General features: G+C 67.6%; 9 protein-coding genes. 6 read left to right on the forward strand and 3 right to left on the reverse strand.

What is annotated here, in order from left to right:
- Nucleotides 1–470 precede the first annotated feature (470 nt).
- The 5 genes from ACFWUP_RS09040 to ACFWUP_RS09060 all read left to right on the forward strand — a co-directional run bounded on the left by ACFWUP_RS09040 (nucleotide 471) and on the right by ACFWUP_RS09060 (nucleotide 7,346).
- Complete coding sequence (locus ACFWUP_RS09040) at nucleotides 471–1,706, forward strand: AI-2E family transporter (RefSeq protein WP_379232349.1); 1,236 nt, start codon at nucleotides 471–473, stop codon at nucleotides 1,704–1,706.
- The gene (gene macS / locus ACFWUP_RS09045; protein ID WP_379232351.1) at nucleotides 1,687–2,865 is read left to right on the forward strand and encodes a MacS family sensor histidine kinase; all 1,179 of its coding nucleotides are present in this window, start codon (nucleotides 1,687–1,689) and stop codon (nucleotides 2,863–2,865) included. The genes ACFWUP_RS09040 and macS overlap by 20 nt, the downstream gene beginning before the upstream one ends.
- Before the next feature lie 16 nt (nucleotides 2,866–2,881).
- Nucleotides 2,882–3,532, forward strand: coding sequence for a response regulator (locus tag ACFWUP_RS09050; RefSeq protein ID WP_379232353.1), 651 nt, complete (start codon nucleotides 2,882–2,884; stop codon nucleotides 3,530–3,532).
- 167 nt (nucleotides 3,533–3,699) lie between these two features.
- Nucleotides 3,700–4,368, forward strand: coding sequence for a DUF1707 domain-containing protein (locus ACFWUP_RS09055; RefSeq protein WP_379232355.1), 669 nt, complete (start codon nucleotides 3,700–3,702; stop codon nucleotides 4,366–4,368).
- A gap of 1,055 nt (nucleotides 4,369–5,423) precedes the next feature.
- Nucleotides 5,424–7,346 carry a DUF2339 domain-containing protein gene (locus tag ACFWUP_RS09060; protein WP_379232866.1) on the forward strand — a complete coding sequence of 641 codons (1,923 nt, stop codon included), beginning with the start codon at nucleotides 5,424–5,426 and terminating at the stop codon, nucleotides 7,344–7,346.
- A 56-nt stretch (nucleotides 7,347–7,402) separates the two neighbouring features.
- On the opposite strand, the gene ACFWUP_RS09065 is transcribed toward ACFWUP_RS09060, so the two are convergent.
- Genes ACFWUP_RS09065 through trmB form a run of 3 tightly spaced genes read right to left on the reverse strand, consistent with a single transcriptional unit; the run spans nucleotide 7,403 to nucleotide 13,029 of the window.
- Nucleotides 7,403–11,512 carry an MMPL family transporter gene (locus ACFWUP_RS09065; protein WP_379232356.1) on the reverse strand — a complete coding sequence of 1,370 codons (4,110 nt, stop codon included), beginning with the start codon at nucleotides 11,510–11,512 and terminating at the stop codon, nucleotides 7,403–7,405.
- Complete coding sequence (locus ACFWUP_RS09070) at nucleotides 11,513–12,229, reverse strand: NYN domain-containing protein (protein WP_379232358.1); 717 nt, start codon at nucleotides 12,227–12,229, stop codon at nucleotides 11,513–11,515.
- A complete protein-coding gene (gene trmB, locus ACFWUP_RS09075) occupies nucleotides 12,226–13,029 on the reverse strand; it encodes a tRNA (guanosine(46)-N7)-methyltransferase TrmB (RefSeq protein ID WP_379232360.1) in 804 nt (267 codons plus the stop codon). Before trmB ends, ACFWUP_RS09070 begins: the two co-directional genes overlap by 4 nt.
- A 134-nt stretch (nucleotides 13,030–13,163) precedes the next feature.
- Here trmB and ACFWUP_RS09080 point away from each other — a divergent pair, with 134 nt between their 5' ends.
- A complete protein-coding gene (locus ACFWUP_RS09080; protein ID WP_379232362.1) occupies nucleotides 13,164–14,273 on the forward strand; it encodes a hypothetical protein in 1,110 nt (369 codons plus the stop codon).
- Nucleotides 14,274–14,310 lie beyond the last annotated feature (37 nt).

Here is a 14,310-nt window from a genome sequence, read left to right on the forward strand (position 1 = left end):
AGGAACTTATCGGCGAAGGCCGCTGGCATATTCGCCCGGTAACCGACTGGGCGATGATCGTTGTGGACGCAGAGGGCCCGATCGAGTTGGCTCGAGACTGGGTGTCGGTGCTGCCCCATGGTTGGGGCACGGATCGTTGGACAGCAACCGGGTTCCCCGGCTCTGCGTCCAACGGCCGGGCTCTGTCCAGTAACCCAGTCCCGAGGACCAGCCGAGGAATACCCGGCGTCCTGTGCATCGCCTTCCAACGAAGGCGGAAATTCCATACCTCATACTGAGCTGGCCGTACCGGGGTTCGTCCCCAGTTCGTCAAGGTGCACCCGTGCCCATCGCGGTACGGGGTACGCTCCGCCCTCGCCACCGCGACCACCCGGGATTCAAACCCGCTGTGTAGGTACTCCGGTTGTCATCGCTTCCAGAGGCGCCGACACGACAACCAATCTAGCGTTCGGACCGATAGGCTCCTTCGAGTGACCGACCAGAAGGTAGATTCTCCGACCGCATCGACGCTGTGGCGTTCGGATGCCGAGGCAGTCCATCCGCTGGTCCGCAAAGCCGCGGCGTGGAGTTGGCGGCTGCTGATCATCTTCGGCGCGCTGCTCGCGGTGGGGATGCTCGTCCAGAAATTCGCGACAGTGGTGATCCCCCTCGCCATCGCGTTGCTCGCCGCCGCGTTGCTCGCGCCGCTGGTCGATTGGATGCAGCGGGTGGGTATTCCGCGCTCGCTCGGGGTGTTCGTGGCGCTGCTCGGTTCGATCGGACTGCTCGCGGGGGTGTTGACCTTCGTCGTCGAACAGTTCGTCGACGGTGTGCCGGGGCTGTCCAACGAGGTCACCAACAGCGTGCACAAGGTGCAGGACTGGTTGATCAACGGTCCGCCGCACCTGAGCGACCAGCAGATCCGCAGCGCGGGCGACACCATCGTGCGCACCATCCAGGACAACCGTGAGAGCCTGACCAGCGGCGCGCTCACCACCGCCACCGCCATCGGCCACATTCTCACCGGCGCGTTCCTGATCCTGTTCATTCTCATCTTCTTCCTCTACGGCGGGGATCAGATCTGGAACTTCGTCACCCGGATCATCCCCACCGCGCACCGCGAAAAGGTCCGCACCGCTGGTGAATTGGGCTTCGGGACGCTGGTCGGGTTCGTGCGCGCGACCGTGGTGGTGGCCGCGGTCGACGCGATCGGCATAGGGGCCGGGCTGGCGATTCTGCATGTGCCACTTGCCTTGCCGTTGGCTTCGCTGGTGTTCATCAGCGCGTTCATCCCGATCATCGGCGCGTTCTTCGCCGGGTTCGTGGCGGTGTTCATCGCTCTGGTCACCAAGGGTTTGGTGACGGCGCTGATCGTGCTCGGCATCATCGTCGCGGTGATGCAGCTGGAAGGTCATGTGCTGCAACCACTTCTGCTCGGCCGGGCCGTGAGCATCCATCCGCTTGCCGTGGTGCTGGCCATCACCGCCGGGTTGGTCGTCGGCGGGATCGCGGGGGCGCTGCTCGCGGTGCCGTTGATCGCGGTGGGCAACACCGCGATTCGGTATCTGCTCTCTGACAGTCCGGCGGAAGCCTTCGGTGAGCTGGTCGGTGCCGACGAACGAAAACTCTTCACCGCCGAGCCCGACAAACCCGAGCCGCCCGGCCGCTTCGACGTGGCGAAGCGGCTGCGCAAGGAAGAGTCCGGCGATGCGGACCCACACAGCTGAGTTGAGCTCGACCGACGCCGCCACCGCGCCGCTGTGGCGGGCGGCGCAGGCGTTTCGGCTGGTCACGTTGCTGTATGCGATCGGGCAGCAGATCGCATCGGTGCAGTATTACGAGCATCCACGACTGAGCTGGATGCTGATCGCGGTGATGGCGATCTGGTCGGGTAGTTCGGCGCTGTTGTTGTCGCAGTGGTACTTCCCCGAGGCGACCGGCAAGATTCGCGGCTGGGTGGTGTTCGGCGACCAGGTGGTGACGATCGCGCTGATCGCCTCGACTCGCCTTGTCGCGGACTACGATTGGTATCACGGGCATCAGACGTTGCCGACGACGCTGTGGATCGCGAACTCGGTGATCTCGATGGCGGTTCTGCGCGGGCCGGTCGCGGGAGTTGTCGCTGGACTGGTCATGGCGGCCGTTGTGGTGACGGTGCGGGATCAGTGGGGGCAGGACGTATGGGGCGATGCGACTGCGCCCGTGCTTGTTTCGGTGGGGTTGGCGCTCGGATTGGCGGCCAATACCGCTCGGCGGGCGCAGGGGCAGCTGGAACGGGCCTTGCGGATCACGGCGGCCGCGCAGGAGCGGGAGCGGCTGGCGCGCGAAGTGCACGACGGGGTGCTGCAGGTGCTCGCCTTCATCAAGCGGCGCGGGGGTGAGATCGGTGGGCCCGCAACCGAACTGGCGCAGCGGGCGGGGGAACAGGAGGTGGCGTTGCGGGTGCTGTTGTCCGAGCAGGCGGAACTGCCCGACTCCGGGTCGGGGGAAGTGGATCTGCGGCCGCTACTGACCGCACAGGCGACGACGACGGTGTCGGTGGCTACACCGGGCGATCCGGTGCTGGTCGGGCAGGTGTCGGCGCACGAGATCGCCGCTGCGGTGACCACCGCGCTGTCCAACGTTTCGTTGCACGCCGGACCCGCCGCGAAAGCGTATGTGCTGCTGGAAGATACCGATGGCGGGCTCGTGGTGAGTGTGCGCGACGACGGGGTCGGTATCGCCGCGGGACGACTGGAAGCAGCCGAAGCCGAAGGGCGGATGGGGGTTTCGCGGTCGATCGTCGGGCGGATCGAAGCGCTCGGGGGCACCGCTGAATTGCTGACCGAGGGCGAGGACCTCGGGACCGAATGGGAATTCCGGATTCCGCGCCGGTCGGCGCACTGAGAAGAGGAGCAGGGCGATGCCGGACATTACGGTGATGGTGGTCGACGACCATCCGATGTGGCGCGAAGGTGTTTCCCGCGATCTGGCCGAAGCCGGGTTCGAGGTGCTCGCCACCGCCGACGGCGTCGGGACAGCCGCCCGTCGGGCCGCGGCCGTGCAGCCGGCGGTGGTGTTGATGGACATGCAGCTCACCGATGGCAACGGGGCCGCGGCCACCGCCGAAGTGCTACGGGTTTCGCCGCACAGCCGGGTGCTGGTGCTGTCGGCGTCGGCCGAGCGTGACGATGTGCTCGATGCGATCAAGGCCGGGGCCAGCGGGTATCTGGTGAAGAGTGCTTCGGCGGCGGAGTTGATCGACGCGGTGCGGGCCACCGCCGCAGGTCAGCCGGTGTTCACGCCCGGGTTGGCCGGGCTGGTGCTCGGGGAGTACCGGCGGATGGCGACTGCGCCGGTGGCCGCCGACCAGCCGCATCGGCCCTCGCTGACCGAGCGGGAGACCGAGGTCTTGCGGATGGTGGCCAAGGGGCTGTCGGCCAAGCAGATCGCCACGCGGTTGAGTCTTTCGCATCGGACCGTGGAGAACCATGTGCAGGCGACGCTGCGTAAGTTGCAGCTGGCGAATCGGGTCGAACTCACGCGGTATGCCATCGAGCAAGGGCTCGAGTAGTGGTTCTCGGCGCGCCTCCGCCGATGGACTGACCGGAGGGCGCGACGAAGGAGTGCCCGGAGGGAGGGAAGAGGTGGAGTCAAGCGCCGAGAACCCGCGGCGCCAGCCGCAAAAGATACGGGTTTGCCCTGATGTGTTTCGGGGTGGGCGTGGTTACCCTCGATTGCATGGGCGGTCCTGATTCCCTTTTCGTACCCGGTGCCGCGGCGGCTGGTCCCGTCGGTGACCGTGAGCTGCGTGTGTCCGATGCCGAGCGTGAGCATGTCGGGCAATTGCTGCAACGGGCCGTTGGGCTCGGGATGTTGTCGCTCGGGGAGTTCACCGAGCGGATGGATACGGCGCTGGCGGCCAAGACCCGGGGTGAGTTGAACGCGGTGCTCGTCGACCTGCCCGGAATGCGGGTGGCGGGGACGCCGCAACCTGCGGCTATGCCGCGGCCTCGGCATGTTCCGGTGCCTGGTGGGTCGAATCCGAGTGCTATTCGTAGTCGGTTGTCCGGGGTGCATCGGCGGGGGCCATGGCGGGTGCCTCCGGTGTTGCATCTCAACAACCTGATGTCCGGGGTGACTTTGGACTTCACCGAGGCGGTGATGCAGACGCAGATCGTGGAGATTCAGGTCGATGATTACTGCACGAGTTTGACGTTGCTGGTTCCGGCGGCTGCGACTGTTGATTTGAACGGGCTGGATTTGGTGGGGTCTTCGGCTGATAACAAGGTTCGGACTGGGCCGCCGATCGGGCCGTTGCACCTTGTGGTGCACGGGCGGGTTCGGTTCGGGTCGGTGACGGCTAAGTATCCGTTGATGGTTCAGTGGAAGCGGTTTTTGGGGTCTTAGGGGTCGGGGTTTACTGGGTTTCTTGCGGTTTACCGGGCCCGGGGCAGGTGTACCTTTTGCTGTATTTTTGGAGCGCTGGCGCGCTCGAGCGGGGCCCTCCGGTGCCCCGATCTTCCCTCCCTGCGGGTACTCCTTCGTCGCACCCTCCGGTCAGTCCAGATCGGGGCGGGCCCCTTTGGTAGAGACTTCCTGGGGATTACCCGGCCCAGGTTGTGGACACATCGGTCTTTACACATCCACGCCTACCCGACCCAGGATGTAGACATCGATGGTCGCTACGCATCCACCCGACCCAGGATGTGGACATCGGTGGTGAGGGTCGGCCAGCTCAGGATGTGCGCATCGGTGGTGAGCTGGCAGGGTCGCCCGGCTCAGGGTGTGCGCATCGGTCGTGAGCTGGCAGGATTGCCTGGCCCAGGATGACTGCCCGGACCAGGTTGTGGACGTGGCGTGATCGGGTTCCGGGTTGGGTTTGCGTAGGAACGGGGTGGGGGCGGGGGGTTTCTACTCATGTATGTCGGGGCGTGGGGGGCGACTATGGAGTTATGAGTACTGCCATTGATCCCGCGCTCGTTGCGCGGCTCTCCGGAGAGTTCACCGCGCTCGGTGCGCACATGGGTCAGTTGGGGGGTGATCTGGATGTGCTGGCCGGGCAGTTGCGGGCGGAAGCGGCGTTGAGGAACGAGGGCGCGGTGGCTGCGCCGCCGGGGTCGGCTGGTGATCGGACCGGCTCGGAATCGCTCGAAGAGCCGTCGGTGCCGGGGCAGGGTGCTGGTGCGGTGGAGCAGTCCCCACTTCGCGGCGGGGAGGTTGGCGACCACACGCACGCGGGGCCTGGTGTCGGGCCGTCCGGTCCTGGCGTTCCAGGGGGTGGGGAATGGCCTATGCGTGCAGGGCGTCCTGGTCCGGGTTTCGGGCCCGCCTATTCCGGTCCGGCCGGGGGCGGTCCTTCTTATGGCGCCGTGCCGGCTGCGGGTGGCGCTCCCTATGGGCAGGCTGGGTGGCAGGTTGGTGCTGGGCTCGGCGCGCAGCCTGGTGCTGCGGGGTACGGGCCGATGGGGAGGCCCGGGCAGGTAGGGCCGGGGCAGGGTCGACCGGGTGGGCCGGGGTGGGGATACGGGCCTCCTCCTGGCGGGCGGCCGCCGATGCCGATGCCGGTGCCGCCGCCGATGCGTGGGCCGGGGCGGGTTGCTCGGACTCCGTGGTGGCAGCGGGAAGGGGTGATTTCTCGGGTGTTGGCGGTGGCCGGCGTGGGGGTGACTCTGGTCGGGGTGTTGATGCTTTTGGTGTTGGCCGCGCAGGCTGGGTTCTTCGGGCCGGTGGCCAGAGTTGTTGCCGGGGGCGCGCTTTCGGTGGTTCTGGTCGGGCTCGGGTGGCGGGTGTTCGGGCGGCCCGGTGGTCGTGTCGGTGGAATTGCGTTGGTGGCCACGGGTATTGCTGGGCTTTACCTGGATGTTGTTGCGGTGACCGGGTATTACAAGTGGGTGCCTGGTGGGGTGGGGCTTGCGGTGGCGCTCGTGGTGGCGTTGGTGGGGGTGGGGATCGCGATGCGGTGGCAGTCGCAGCCGTTGGCGGTGGGTGTGGTGTTGGGGGCCGCGGTGTTGTCGCCCGCGTTGACCACCGAGTTGATGTTGCTCGGGTTCCTGGTGGTCTTGCAGGCGGCGGGGGTGCCGGTGCAGATGCGCAGGGACTGGCCGGTGCTGCATATGGCGCGCACCTTGCCCGTGGTGCTCGCGGTGTTGGGAATGGCGGCGTTCAGCGGGCTCGAAGGGGCGATCTCCGGAGCGGAAGTGGCGCAGCGGCGAGGACTGCTGGTCGCTGCGATCGCGTGCGCGGTGGTCGGGCTGGTCGGTGCGTTGCTCGCGGTGCGGCGCAGGCCCTCTGACATCACCGCCAGTATCACCATCGCGCTCACCGCCCTCCCGGTGCTCGGCACCGCAGTCCTGTTCGACCAGGCTGTGAGTGCGTCGGTCACGGTGTTGCTCGCCGTAATCCTCCTCGGCCTCGCGACCACCGCTCTGATCCCCGCCCGCGCCACGGCCGGTCCGCCGGACGCTTCTGGCTCGGCGAACGCTGTGGCTCCTAGCGCTGTGGCTTCGCAGTCCGCTGGTTCGGTTCCCGGCCCTCCGAACGCGGAGTCGGCCAGCTGGGTGAATCCTGCGGCGGTGCGCGCGGTACCTCCCGGCCCCGTGGATGCGAGTGCCGGGCTCGTCGGACCATTGCGGATTGCGCGGCACACGGCGTTGGTGGCTGGGTTGACCGGTGCGGTGGCGTTGTTGCAGACGTGCACCGTGGCGACCGGCGGTCACCCGCGGCTGCTGCCGACCACACTGTTCGCGGTCGGCCTCGCGTTCCTCGCCGTCGCTGCCGCCAGTCGCGTTCGGGTGGTCGGTGGGCTCGGCATCGCGTTCGCGCTGCTGGGCGGGCTGGTGATGCTGGCGATCGCGACACCGGAAACACTTGCCCTGCAACGACTCGCGGAGCGCGAACTCGACATCGCGACAGCAGTGGCGGCGATCGTCGGGTTGGGTGCGGCGGCGATGGTGGCGTGGACGGTGCCACGGTTGCCGAAATGCGACGACCCGGCGCTCGTCACCGGAGTGTGGATCGCGGTGAGCATCGCCGGGCTCTACTACGTACTGGTCGCGGCGGTATCGCTAGGCGTATCCCTCGGCGGCGCAGACGGTTTCATCGTCGGCCACAGCCTGGCGACCATCGTCTGGATGGTGGCCGCGACCGCCTCACTGTTCTACGGCCTGCGCCGACTCGCCAGCTCCCCCGCGGTCGCGAAAGTCTGCCTGGTCTCCGGCCTACTGGTAGCCGCAGCGGCCCTGGCGAAACTGTTCTTGTTCGACCTGGCCACCCTCTCCGGCTTGATCCGCGTCACAGCCTTCCTCGCAGTAGGAATCCTGTTGCTGCTCACCGGAACCCGCTACGCCCGCGCCTTCGCCGAAGCCGCACCGCGCCAGGGCTCCTGAACGAACTCGGGGCTGGACCTGTTACAGGTCCCGCCCCGAGTGTTCCGAGATTGAAGTCAGTCGTCCTCGCGCCGACGCAGCAGTTCGTTCACGCTGACAGTCCGACCCTCGCCACCATGATGACGCCCCTCGTCGGCGGGCGTACCGCGACGAGACGACCGCAGCTGAGCCATCCAGTTCTCGATCTCGTTGCGGGTATCCGCCTGCGGTTCACCGGATTCCGGCGCGGTGGAACCGGATTCCGGAGTGGAACCGGACTCTGCCGGTTCGGCGGGCGGCGCGGCAGGGCTCGGGACGGCGGTGAAGCCGGACGGAGCCTGCCACTGGCCGGGGGAGTCGTCGGGCTGGTCGACTGTCTCCTCGACCTCGTCGGCACTGTCCTCCGAGGAGGGGGTGACCGGCGAGAACCGTGGCCCGTTGCCCTGGTCAGGCGTACTGAACCCACGCGGCGTGCCGGGGCTCGTCATGCCGTTGTTCCACGGCGTGCTCGGCTGCGGCTCGACGGGTACAGAGGTGCCGAAAACGCCCTGCGCCGGGATCCGCGTATCGGGCTCCGTCGCCGCGCGCGCCGCGGTGCTCGGGTACGACTCCGCCGCGCGATCTGTGTAGGTCGAGTGGGATTCGGTCACGCGGTCCGGCGTGGCCGAATGGGGCTCAGTCGCACGATCCGGCTCGACCGAGCGCGACTCGGCGCGGTGCGCGCCCGGCGTGACCGAGAGGTCGGGATCCGGTGACTCGGAGCCTTGCGAGCTCGAATCCGGTTCGCGCACTGCGGGATCAGCCTGGTCCGGCGCATGACTCGGTTCGGGCCGTTGGCTCGAATCGGGAGCGGGGGTGCCGGGCCGGATGGGCCGGAGGTTCGAGGCGGTCACGGGGCTGAATCCGCTGAAGGTTCCGCCCGGCGGGGTCTCGGTAGGTGCCGACGGCATCTCACGAGGTGCCAGTGGAGTCTCGCGCGGTGTCGGCGGGGTGTTGACGATCCGCGGCGGTTGCGGCGGGACGACCCCGCGCGGCGGCGGAGTAGCCGTGCTCGGCCTCGGCGGCGGGACGATGCTCGGCCGCGAATCCGCAGTGGGCGTGGCGAATCCGGTGTCGTTGCCGGTCTCGGTCGGCGTCGACACCCGAGGAACCGACGGAGTCTCGCCGATCACGCCGGGGGTGTACCCCGACGGCGGCTGCACGCGCGCGGAGCCACGTACCGGACCGCCGGTGACGATGCCGGGCAGATCGAGGCTCGGTCCGCTGTCGACCGGATCGGGATGGGAAATCGAAGGGGCGCTGGGAGTTTCGGCGTCGCCGACATCGGGGCCGGTGGTACCGACGCGGGGATCGTGACCGAAGCTCGGTCCCGTGACACCGGTATCGCCCGGCACCTGGAAGTCGGCGCTGCCGAACGGTGAGCTGCTGCTCGGCGAATCGACCGCGTCGTTCGTGTGTCCGGGCCCGTTGGTGGGGCGAGCCGCGCCACCGGGTCCGGTTTCGGGATCGCCGAGGTCGGCCAGGGGAACGGGCGGGGTGCCGAAACTCGGACCCGAATAGCCACGGTTCTCGTCGGAGGTCGAATCACCTTGTCCCTGATCGGGATTCGGGGTGTACGGCTTCACGATCGGGAGAACCTGGGTCGGTTCGCCGGACACGAACTTCGGCAGGTCGAGATCGGCGTCCGCTTGCTTCGCGGCATCCTCGGCCGCGGGCTCGGCGGGCGTACCCAGCTTCACCACCGGCAATTCCCGGGTCGGCTCACCCGAGGACAGCATCGAGGCGCGGGGGCGCGTCGGATCGGGCGACATCGGCAGGCGCGGGCGCGCGGGCTCGGCCGACTCGGTGTCGGTGATCTTGTCGATGCGCTGGGTGGGGGCATCGGCTTCGATCTCGGCGACCGTGCGCGGCCTGCGGGGCGTGCGGGCCAGCTTGGAGTCGGGGACCGCCTTCATCTGCATGGTCGGCGGGTCGGTGATCGGGGTGGTCTTCACCAGGTCGACCACGCCACCGTGCTGGGGGCGTTCGTCGTCGAGAATCGGTTCGCCGAGGCCGATCTTCTCCTGGATCCGCTTCATCCACTTCGGCGCCCACCAGCAGTCGTCGCCGAGCAGCTTCATGATCGCGGGGACCAGCAGCATGCGCAGGATGGTGGCGTCGATGATCAGCGCCGCGATCATGCCGTAGGCGATGTACTGCATCATCACCATGTCGGAGAACGCGAACGCGCCGGTCACCACCAGCAGAATCAGCGCGGCGGCGGTGATGATCCGCCCGGTTTGGGCGGTGCCGATCCGCACGGCTTCGGTGGTCGACGCACCTTGGGCGCGCGCTTCCACCATGCGAGACAGCAGGAAGACCTCATAGTCGGTCGACAAGCCGTAGATGATCGCGATGATCAGCATCAAGACGGGCGCGCTGATGGGCTGTGGTGTGAAGTTCAGCAGGCCGGCGCCGTGACCGTCGACGAAAATCCAGGTGAGGATGCCGAGGGTCGCGCCGAGACCGAGCGCGCTCATCAATGCGGCCTTGATCGGCAACACCAACGAACCGAACGTCAGGAACATCAGGATGGTGGTGGTGACCAGGACGAGCAGGATCATCCACGGCATCAGGCTCATCAGCGTGTCGATGCTGTCGGCCATCAGTGTGGGCTGGCCGGTGACGTACATCGTGACGCCGTCGGGTATTTCGATCGAGCGCAGGTAGTCGATCGTCGGCTCGGCGTTGTTGGTGGGATCGACCATGGGCGCCGACGTGCGGTAAACCTCGGGGTTGGTCGGCGACTTGCTCGGGACCTCGAACGGGCTGACCAGCCCGGGAGCCTGATTGGCTTCCTTCCAGACCTTGCCGATCGCGTTGGTGTTGTCGGAGACGAAGACCAGCTGGATCGGGTCGGTCTTCTTCTGTGGGAAGACCTCGTAGAAGTGCTCGAGCGCGGAACGAGCGGGGTCGTCGGGCGGGAGGTACTTCTCGTTGATGCCACCGAACGTCAGATCCTTGACCGGGATGATCAGCAGCAGCAGGCCGATGGTGATCGGGATGGCGATCTTGAGCGGGTGCTTCATGACCCAGCGGGTCAGGTTGCCCCAGAAGCCGTTCTCGACCTGTTCCGCGGTCTTGGTCTTGCGGAACCGCTTGAGCCCGAGCATGTCCACGCGCGGGCCGAGGATGGCCAGCATCGCGGGCAGAATCGTGACGGCGGTCAGCGCCGCCAGGCCGACTGCCGCGATGGTGCCGTACGCGACCGAACGCAGGAAGCCCTGCGGGAAGATCAGAATGCCCCCGACGCTGGCGACGATCATCGTCGCGGAGAACACCACTGTTCGCCCAGCGGTCATGACCGACCGCCGGACGGCGGCTCTGGTGCTGTAACCCTCGGCCAGCTCCTCGCGGAAACGGCTGACGATGAACAGCCCGTAGTCGATCGCCAGGCCGAGACCGATCATCGAGACGACACCGGTGACGAAGAAGTTGACCTCGGTGAAATTGGTCAGCGCCATCACGATGCCGGTGGCGCCGAGGATGGTCAGACCACCGATGATCAGCGGCAACGCGGCCGCGACGATGCCACCGAAGATGAAGAACAGCAGGATCGCCACTGCTGGGAAGGCGATCACTTCCATCCGCTTGGAGTCGTGGTCGAGGGTGTCGGTCAGGGTCACCGCGATGGCCTGCAGGCCCGAGACCTCGACGTCGACGCCGGGGATGTAGAAGACATCCGCCACGGCGCGGTAGTTGGCCATCATGACGGTGTCGTTGTCACCGGCGATGGCGATCGAGGCGAACGCGTGCTTTTTGTCCTTCGACCCGAATATCGACGGCGCGGCAGCCGAGTCGCCCACCTTCCAGTAGGTGCCGTTGAGCTTGCCGATCTGATCGGGATGGTCGGCGACGACGTTGGTCAGGCTGTCGACGACCTTCTTCGAGAACTCCGGGTCATCGATCGTTTTGCCCTCTGGGGCGTTGTACATGACGATCACGTCGGACAGGTGGTCGCGCCCGTAGGACCGGTCGGCCAGCTGCGCGCCGATCACCGACTCCGAGTTCGGATCGAACCACCCACTCTGCGACAGCCGAGGCCCGAGCCCCATGCCGTACGCACCCAACGCCAACATCGCCCCACCGACCACAATGATGACGGCGAAGCGGAACCGATAGACCAGATCGCCCCAGCGGGTGAACACTTAAGCGACTCCTTGACCAGGGCGAGACGTGAGTAGCGCCGACAGCGGCCGGAACGGCTGCAGCCAAGCGCCCTCGTCGGGCAGCGACTCGAGACTCACCCGCGGCAGCGGTTCCCGGAATACACCAGGGATGTCCTCGAGGTCGACGAACCCGAGGGTATCCGAAGTGACCGCCCAACTCGCGTGCTCACGGAATCCGAGCACCTGAGCTGGGATTCCCTTGGCCGCGATGGCTTCGAGGGGTTCACGGAAGGCTTGGCCGTCGGCCGAGGCGACCATGATCCCGGCTAAACCGCCCTCGCGCTGGCGGGTGGCGATGTGGGCGAGCATGTCGGCGTCGACATCGGAGTCTTCGTCGATTTTGGGCTTGGCGAACACCGCGAAACCGACGTTGCGCAGCGCTTCCACCCAGGGGCGGACCACGTCGGCGGTGCCGGGCGCGATATTGGTGAAGACGGTGGCCTCGGCCTCGATGCGCCCCTTGGAGGCGACCGAGATCTCGGCGGTGCGGGCCAGCAGCCAGCGGCCGAGGGCGTCGAAACGGGGGCGATAGGCGGCGGTGGGACGTCCTCCGAGGATGGCACCGAGCCCCATGTCGAGGTTCGGCGCGTCCCACACCAACAGGACACGTCGAACATCGGAACCGCTCAACGCCTCGGAACCGGAGCCTGCCTGGGCGGGCACCGGCATCTCGGGGGCGATCTCACTCACGCTCATCTGTCGATCTTCCCCCATATGAACTCGTTGATGGCGCTACCGGCACGCAGGCCTTTGCCTTCGAACTTGGTGACGGGCCGTTCGAAACCGATCGGCGCGGTGGTGCGGTTGGCGGCGCTGTCGCCGCCGGTGGTGTCGTTCAGGCCGGTGAACAGCGGTTCCTTGGAGCCTACTTCGAGAATATGCTCCGCGTAATCCGCGTGGTCGGTAGCCACGTGCAGCACACCGCCGGGCTTGAGTCTGCTGGCGATCAGCGCGAAAGTCGGCGCCTGCAGCAGCCTGCGTTTGTGGTGGCGGGCCTTGGGCCACGGGTCGGGGAAGAACACGCGAACGCCGATCAGCGATTCCGGGGCAACCATGTTCTCGAGTACGTCGACGGCGTCGCCGCGCAGCAATCGGATGTTGTCGATCTCGTCGCGTTCGATCTGCTGCACCAGCTGGGCCAGACCCGGCTGATACACCTCGATGCCGATGAGGTTCAGGTGCGGTTCGGCCTTGGCCATGGCGGCCGTCGCGGTGCCGGTGCCGGTGCCGATCTCGATCACCAGCGGTGCTTCGCGCCCGAACCAGGCGTCGGCGTCGACCGGATCGTTGGACACATTGCGCCCGATCACCGGCCATGTCTTGTCCCATGAGGCCTGCTGATTCGACGTCAGCGCGCCGCGGCGGGTGCGGAAACTCGTCACGCGCGGGTACAGCCGGGAGCCGGTCAGCGATCGCCTGCCGGCGTCGTCAGGCATCTCCGACAGCTTGTGGCTGGTCGGCTCGGCGTGGTTGGCGGCGTCGTTCACGTCGTCCATTGTCCAGCATGCGCCGAGCTACGCCACAAGCGAGTTCGTCGGCAGCCGATCCGGCCGCCTCGCGCGGCGGGTTCGCCGAGCCCCCGCCCGGCGCGGATCTGACAGAATGCCCTCCTGAAAAGGGGGTGTGCAGAATGTCGACAGCCACCGAATTCGCACAGACACGGCCCGCGGACCAGCTCGACGAGCTGATTTCGCGCCTCGGTGCAGGTCGGGGCGGTGATCCGGCGATCGCGCGACAGCTCGCCGATGCGGCCGCGCGGCGTCGTCGTCCGCTGCACATCCAGATCACCGGGCGTGCGCTCAGCGGGCGGACCACCGTGCTGGCGGCGCTGGCGTTGTTGTCGGCGCAGGAGACTTCGCCGGTGGATCAGCCCGAGTCGCCGGATCCGGTTCTCGACGGTGATCTGGTCATCTATGTGCTGGCAGGTGCGCCGCAGGCCGCCGACTACCGGCTGCTCGACACCGTGCCGAAGGGGCGCGGTCTGGTTGTCCTCAACAAGGCCGACGCCGTGGGCGCGCGCTGGGGCGAGGCGGTGGCCGCGGCGCAGCGGATCGCGCAGGAACTCGGGGTGCCGGTCGTGCCGATCGTCGCCTCGGTGGCCGCGCGGACCAGGGCGGGAGCAGTGAGCGCCGCCGATCTGAGCGACCTGCGCAGGCTCGCGGTCGGTCCCGATGTGCCCTCGGTGCTTGCGGCGGATCTGTTCATCGGCAGCGGTTCCGACCAGGACGCGCGCAGGCGGCTGATCGCCAACTGGGATCTCTACGGCGTTGACTGCGCGCTGTCGGCTCTGCGTGCCGATCCTGATCTGCCCGCGTCGGCGATCATCCAGATCCTGCACTCCGCCAGCGGCATCGATCCGCTGCACAAGCTCGTCCATCGCAGGTATGAGCAGGTCGAAGCGGTGCGCGGCGGCGAACTGCTCGACGAGCTGGTCCGGCTGGCCGCCCGCGCGGTCCCCGGCGACGGCGGGCGCGCCCGCGAAATGATCGAGCACTATCTGGCCGGTGACGAGGCGCTCTGGGCTGGACTTCGCGCGGGACTGGCCTGTCCGCAGGTCTCGCACCTGGCCGCCGGCTACCCGTCACCCTCGCCCGCCGACGCCGACGAAGCGCTCGCCCGCGCGACTCGCTGGCGTGCGGTGGTGTCCAGTGACATGCCGCCCGCTGCTCGCCGAGCTGCCCTTCGCGTCCACAACGGCTATGTCAGAGCCTGGGAGCGGATGTCAAGTGCCGGACTCTGACGTTCCCGATCGAGGTTCGGCCGTCGGCGCGCGAGCG

The sequence above is a fragment of the Nocardia sp. NPDC058658 genome, from assembly GCF_042716665.1.
Classification (GTDB): Bacteria; Actinomycetota; Actinomycetes; order Mycobacteriales; family Mycobacteriaceae; genus Nocardia.

Excerpts from the sequence above, each read along its gene's own strand:
- macS (WP_379232351.1), top strand. The coding sequence starts at position 1,687 with ATGCGGACCCACACAGCTGAGTTGAGCTCGACCGACGCCGCCACCGCG.
- ACFWUP_RS09050 (WP_379232353.1), top strand. The coding sequence starts at position 2,882 with ATGCCGGACATTACGGTGATGGTGGTCGACGACCATCCGATGTGGCGC.
- ACFWUP_RS09055 (WP_379232355.1), top strand. The coding sequence starts at position 3,700 with ATGGGCGGTCCTGATTCCCTTTTCGTACCCGGTGCCGCGGCGGCTGGT.
- ACFWUP_RS09060 (WP_379232866.1), top strand. The coding sequence starts at position 5,424 with ATGGGGAGGCCCGGGCAGGTAGGGCCGGGGCAGGGTCGACCGGGTGGG.
- ACFWUP_RS09070 (WP_379232358.1), bottom strand. The coding sequence starts at position 12,229 with ATGAGCGTGAGTGAGATCGCCCCCGAGATGCCGGTGCCCGCCCAGGCA.
- trmB (WP_379232360.1), bottom strand. The coding sequence starts at position 13,029 with ATGGACGACGTGAACGACGCCGCCAACCACGCCGAGCCGACCAGCCAC.
- ACFWUP_RS09080 (WP_379232362.1), top strand. The coding sequence starts at position 13,164 with ATGTCGACAGCCACCGAATTCGCACAGACACGGCCCGCGGACCAGCTC.